Consider the following 5,451-nt stretch of genomic DNA (forward strand, 5'->3'; position numbering starts at 1 on the left):
CATCTTCGGACATTTTCGCGGCATCCCCTCGTGATTTTGTCCGAAGTCATGCCACCTTCGGACATTTTAGCGGCTTCACCCTGAAACCTTATCCCACCCCCTCTGTCATGAATGCAAAGAATATGTTTTTTACCTTAATAACACTCATAAATTTAGCAGAATAGTAAAAGTTAAGAACAGGAAAATGTGATTCCGTACAAGCGGGGAGTAGGTTCACGATGCTAAAGGAAATGTTTAGCCTGTTCAATAAACAGCAGAAGAAATCACCTCCCTCGGCGGAAAAGCTGGCAGGGGATCGGGCGGACCTGAAGGAAAAGAGCTTTAGCAACAGCCTTCAGGAAAATCTCTCGACAATTAAACAACTTTACTGCATACCGGATAACAAGGATATTAAGCTTAGGGAGCTTTATCTGGAGGGTTTTAATAGGGAAGCTGCCCTGATTTTTATCAGCACCATCACGGATGTGAAAAGTCTTGAAGAGAATATCCTAAAGCCTTTGACCGAGAATACGGCTTCCAATAAAAAGGTAAAAGACATTGTCTCGATCCAAATGGTGCAGGAAATCACTCTATTTAAAGATGCGGTCAAGAATATCAATAAAGGGCATGCCCTGCTGATCCTGGATGGAGAGGCAAAAGGATATCTCATGGATTGCCCTGATTTTCAAAGCAGGGCGATCGAAAAGCCTGATAATGAAATCCTTATCAAAGGACCAAAAGAGGCGTTCAACGAAAAGGCAGTCGCCAATATTTCGCTGCTTCGGAAAAAAATCAGGAATGAAAACTTGATGGTGGAAACCGTGGAAGTTTCCCAGCGATCACATAATGATGTGTACATGCTTTATATCCGCGGCCTCGCCAACGAAAAACTGATCGACAATATCAAAAAAAGACTGGGGAGCCTCGAAACAAATGCGATCCAAAACCTGCCGCTGTTGGAGGAATATATTGAGGAAAGGAGCTATTCTCTCTTTCCAAGCATCCTCACGACGGAAAGACCGGACAGGGCGGCCTCCTTCATTGAAGATGGGTATATCGTTTTATTGATGGACAATTCACCGGATGGCCTGGTTTTGCCAGCAACATTCTGGTCGTTTTTTCACAGTCCGGAGGATCATTATTTAAGGATCCATTATGGGAATTTCACAAGAGCGTTAAGAATGGTGGCGCTATTCATCACGATTTTTACATCAGCCATTTATGTTGCCATCACTACCTTTCACGCAGAAATGATTCCACCTGATTTATTGCTGGCAATTGCGTCTACCCGTGAGAAAGTTCCTTTTCCTGCAGTAATAGAAATATTAATCATGGAAGCTGCCTTCGAGTTAATCCGGGAGGCGGGACTCCGTGTCCCGAGCCCAATTGGTCCTACAATCGGAATTGTCGGGGCCTTGATACTTGGCCAAGCCGCTGTTGAAGCGAACATCATCAGCCCGATTGTCATCATCGTCGTTGCACTTGGGGGCTTGAGTTCCTTCGCTGTCAGTGATCTTAGCTTGAATTTTGCTGTCAGGCTGATTCGTTTTGCCTTTATTTTAAGTGCTGCGATGTTTGGCATCTACGGAATGACGGCATTTTTCGTCGCCGGCCTGTTTTATATGGTATCGCTGAAATCCTTTGGTGTGCCGTATCTTGCACCATTATCACCGAGCTATAAATCTTCCAAAGATACGATTTTCCGGAGGCTGGTCAAGAATGAAAAGCTGCGCCCAGGGTTTTTAAGGCCTGCTGATTTACAAAAAAAGACTGATGGGACATAAAAGATGAAACAAAATAAAGGGAAAATTGGTATCAAAGAATATATAGCTATCATTGCTCTGACAATAGGGACAAAGCTAAGCGATGACACCCCTTCGATCATCTATGAGGATGCGCGGAATGCGGGATGGATTTCCGTGCTTTTAATTGGCGCAATGGCTTTTATCCCGATATTATTGTTGATCAAGGTTTTTTCCGCTCATAAGGATAAGAATTTGCATGAGGTGTTCATTTATCTTTTTGGTAAAATCCTGGGGAATCTCATTTCTATTTTGATATTAATTATAGGAGTAGCTGCCTTGACTGTAGACTCAGGCATCTATGTTGATATTATTGGAACGATGTACTTTACAACGACACCGTCTTTGATTATTTATGGGGTATTAATGATTGTGTGTGCCTATGGAGCAAAAAGGGGCATTGAACAGATAGGGTCTGTTTCCTGGCTGTTATTGCCGTATTTAAAGATTACTTTATTCGTTGCCTTGTTCTTTAGTTTGAAGGAAGGTCACACTGGTTTTATCTTTCCTTTATGGGGGGAAAGCAGGCTGGAGGTAGTGAAAGCGGCAGGGAAGAATGTTTCTATTTTTGTCGACTTTTTGTTAATCGGGCTGATCGCTCCCCTTGTTTCATCTTTTAAGGATTATAAAAAAGGAACGTTGATCGGTCTGGGAATGGTGACAGCGGAAATTAGCCTGGCAACGGCCGCATTTGTGATGCTATTTGACTATACAACAGCAGAAATGCTCAGCTACCCTTTTCACGAAACGATCCGGTATATCCAAATTGGCTTCCTGGCAAATGTTGAAACATTGTTTTTCCCATTTTGGCTTGTGGCCACATTTATCAGATTTTCCTTTTATTTGTATCTAAGCGCAGTGATGCTTGGGGGAATCCTGAAAATTAAAGAGTTTGAATACTTAATCCCATTGATCACTTTAATTGTCATTTTTCTTGGAATTGCGCCAGATAGTCCTTCTATTTTGCTCTATACAATGAGGCAGACGATTTTAATGATTCTTAGCCCAGCTTTCATGTTCTTGCCGCCATTAATGTGGCTGATTGCCAAGATACGGGGAGATTTTAAAAATGAGACAGTTCTGGAATCTAGCTAAACTCACGATATGGATAAGCCTCATCCTTGCACTGACTGGCTGCTGGGACAAGAAGGAACTGGACCAAAAAGCCTATGTGATTGGAATCGGCCTTGACCCGCATGAGCAGGAGGGCAAGATAAAGGTAACCTACCTGATTGCAAATCCTGAGGTAGGGTCCCAGCAGACAGGCGGAGGAACACAGGAAGCACCGCAAGAAATCATCACTTTGATTGCAGATGACTTTATAACATCACGGAATACTGCCAATACAGTTATTTCCAAAGAGATCTCCTATGACCTGCTTAGGTTGATCATGGTGTCAGAGAGTTTGGCAAAAAAGCCTGATTTCATCCGATGGATTTACAGCGCAGCGAAGGATCGGGAAATTAAAAGAAGTACAGAATTGCTCGTAACAAAGGAGAGTGCCCAAAAATTCATCTCGAACAATAAGCCGAAACTGGAGACGCGGCCCCACAAATTTTTCGAATTTATGATTGGCAGGGGCAAAGAGACGGGATTGATTCCTGATACGGACCTTAATGATTTTTTTCGCATAGCAGAAACTGATTCTGATTTGTTTCTGGCGATTTACGCGACAACTGAAAAAGAGAATGGGAATCATAATTTATCAGACGATAACTTCATGGCAGGTGAGATTCATATTGAAGGCCAAACGAATGATGCTCAATTCATCGGTTCCGCCGTGTTTAAGGAGGGCATCATGATTGGCAAGATTACCGGAGAAGAGACACGAATTTCAAGCTTGCTTGATCCTACATTATATCTTCAAGACTTTAAGACGACATTCCAGGATCCCTTCAATGAAAGGTATCGACTATCTGTAAGGTTTTCGAAAATCAGAAACAATGTATATAAATTTAAACAACAGTCGGGACGAACAATCATCGATATAAAAGTACCCTTGTTCATTGAGATCCTGACCGACCCAAGTATGATCAACTACGCCAAGAATAAGAAGAAAGTAGATGAATTGAAGGAGTCTATGACAGTTAAAATTGAAGAAAACCTAAATAAATTCATAAAAAAGACCCAGGAAGAACTCAAAGGGGACACCTTCCATTTGTCGATTCCAGTGAGGAGAGAGTTTGGGACACTTAAGGAGTTTCGCGATTATGACTGGATGAAGTCCTACCCGGATGCAGAAATCAATGTGAGTGTCGATATCCGATTTGGTGAATTTGGCCGTCAGACTAAATTGCCTGAGATGCGGGAAGTGAGGGATTAAGATGCTGTGGATTATTTGGGGAGCGGCTGGACTCGTCTGCCTGTACTCTATTGCTTTTGGCGTGACTCTATGGAAACAAAAAAATAAGTCAGGAGCGATTGTGGTGATTATGCTTTCCGTTGTCAGTCTGATTCTTCCTTATTTTACCTATGTGAAGAATCTCTTTTAAACCAGGAGCTATTTTTCCTGGTTTGTTATTCGGATTTTCAAAAGTTTACAACATTGTGATAATATAGATATTATTAATGCTAAATGGGGTGTAGGGGATGAGCCTGGTTGGATATAACTTCGGAGAAATTCTCAGATCTTCAAGAACGTTTAAAAATATGACTGCGGCTGAATTGGCTGAGGAGATTTGTTCTGAAGAGGATATCATAAGCTTTGAAAAGGAAGAAAAATATCCAACAATTGACCAGCTGTACAAAATCGCCTTAAAGCTGGACGTGGAACTGAATCACTTTTTCGATTTTGCCTCGACAGATACATATAACTATGCAATCGCTGTAACGGATTTGATTAATAAATATAAAAGAGACAGGGACTATGCGGCAATTCATGAGATCATCCAAAAAGAACAAGAAAATCCATTGTTTTTGCATACTTCGTTTAAACAGTTTTTAGTGTGGCATAAAGGAATCTGCACTTATTACCTCGAGGAAGATAAGGATAAGTCGGTTTCGTTCTTATACGAAGCATTGTCGATGACAAATAAAGAAAAGTCAAACCTGACTGAACGTGAAATTGAAATATTGACGAGTGTGGCAATCATCGAAAAGGACAGCGGCAATCTTGACAGGGCAGTCGAAGTGTTCCTTGATGCGTTAAATGAACTGACAAAGCTGCCGCAAGTGCAGGATTCAAGCATTTGGCTCCGAATTTTGTACGGACTGGCACAGGCATTATCAAAGCTGGAGAAGTATGAAGAATCTTTGATTTATTGCAGCAAGGGAATTGATAATTGTATATATGAAGAAAATATGTATTTATTTGGAGAACTTCATTACCAAACAGGCATGAATTGTATTAAATTGGGTAAATTAGAAAAAGGTAAGGATTATTTGGAAAAAGCAGTGACAATATTTAAACTGCAGAAAAATGAGAAGTTTGCTAGTTTGGTAGTAACTGAAATGGAAAAATTACTGAAATACTGCTGACTCATACAGGAGCAGAGGAGGAAAAATATGAAGAAAGTTCTATCATTAACCGCTTTGGCAGCCGTATTTGCTGGCGCATTTGCGTTGAACGCAGTGACTGTTCAACTCGCGGACCTTCCATCACAGCATTCAATTGAAAACTCAACTTTTGGAGATCTTCCATCCCAGCATTCAAAGGATGAAACAAAGGTAG

The 5,451-nt window shown here is 41.3% G+C and carries 5 protein-coding genes; all 5 read left to right on the forward strand.

Features of this window, described 5'->3' with window-relative positions; all coding sequences use genetic code 11:
• The first annotated feature begins 218 nt into the window (after positions 1-218).
• The 5 genes from EJA10_RS23045 to EJA10_RS23060 all read left to right on the forward strand — a co-directional run bounded on the left by EJA10_RS23045 (position 219) and on the right by EJA10_RS23060 (position 5,258).
• On the forward strand, positions 219-1,763 hold the full coding sequence (locus tag EJA10_RS23045; protein ID WP_125482346.1) for a spore germination protein: 1,545 nt from the start codon (positions 219-221) through the stop codon (positions 1,761-1,763).
• Positions 1,764-1,766: 3 nt separating this feature from the next.
• Positions 1,767-2,876 (forward strand): GerAB/ArcD/ProY family transporter, encoded by a 1,110-nt coding sequence (locus EJA10_RS23050; protein WP_125482347.1) that lies wholly within the window; start codon positions 1,767-1,769, stop codon positions 2,874-2,876.
• Entirely contained in the window at positions 2,851-4,104 is a 1,254-nt protein-coding gene (locus tag EJA10_RS23055; protein ID WP_125482348.1) for a Ger(x)C family spore germination protein, read from the forward strand. Before EJA10_RS23050 ends, EJA10_RS23055 begins: the two co-directional genes overlap by 26 nt.
• A gap of 1 nt (position 4,105) precedes the next feature.
• Entirely contained in the window at positions 4,106-4,273 is a 168-nt protein-coding gene (locus EJA10_RS23625) for a hypothetical protein (protein ID WP_170169231.1), read from the forward strand.
• Between the two features lie 97 nt (positions 4,274-4,370).
• On the forward strand, positions 4,371-5,258 hold the full coding sequence (locus EJA10_RS23060) for a helix-turn-helix domain-containing protein (RefSeq protein ID WP_125482349.1): 888 nt from the start codon (positions 4,371-4,373) through the stop codon (positions 5,256-5,258).
• The last annotated feature ends 193 nt before the right edge of the window (positions 5,259-5,451 follow it).

It is taken from the genome of Mesobacillus subterraneus (assembly GCF_003937825.1).
GTDB classification, from domain to species: Bacteria; Bacillota; Bacilli; order Bacillales; family Cytobacillaceae; genus Mesobacillus; species Mesobacillus subterraneus.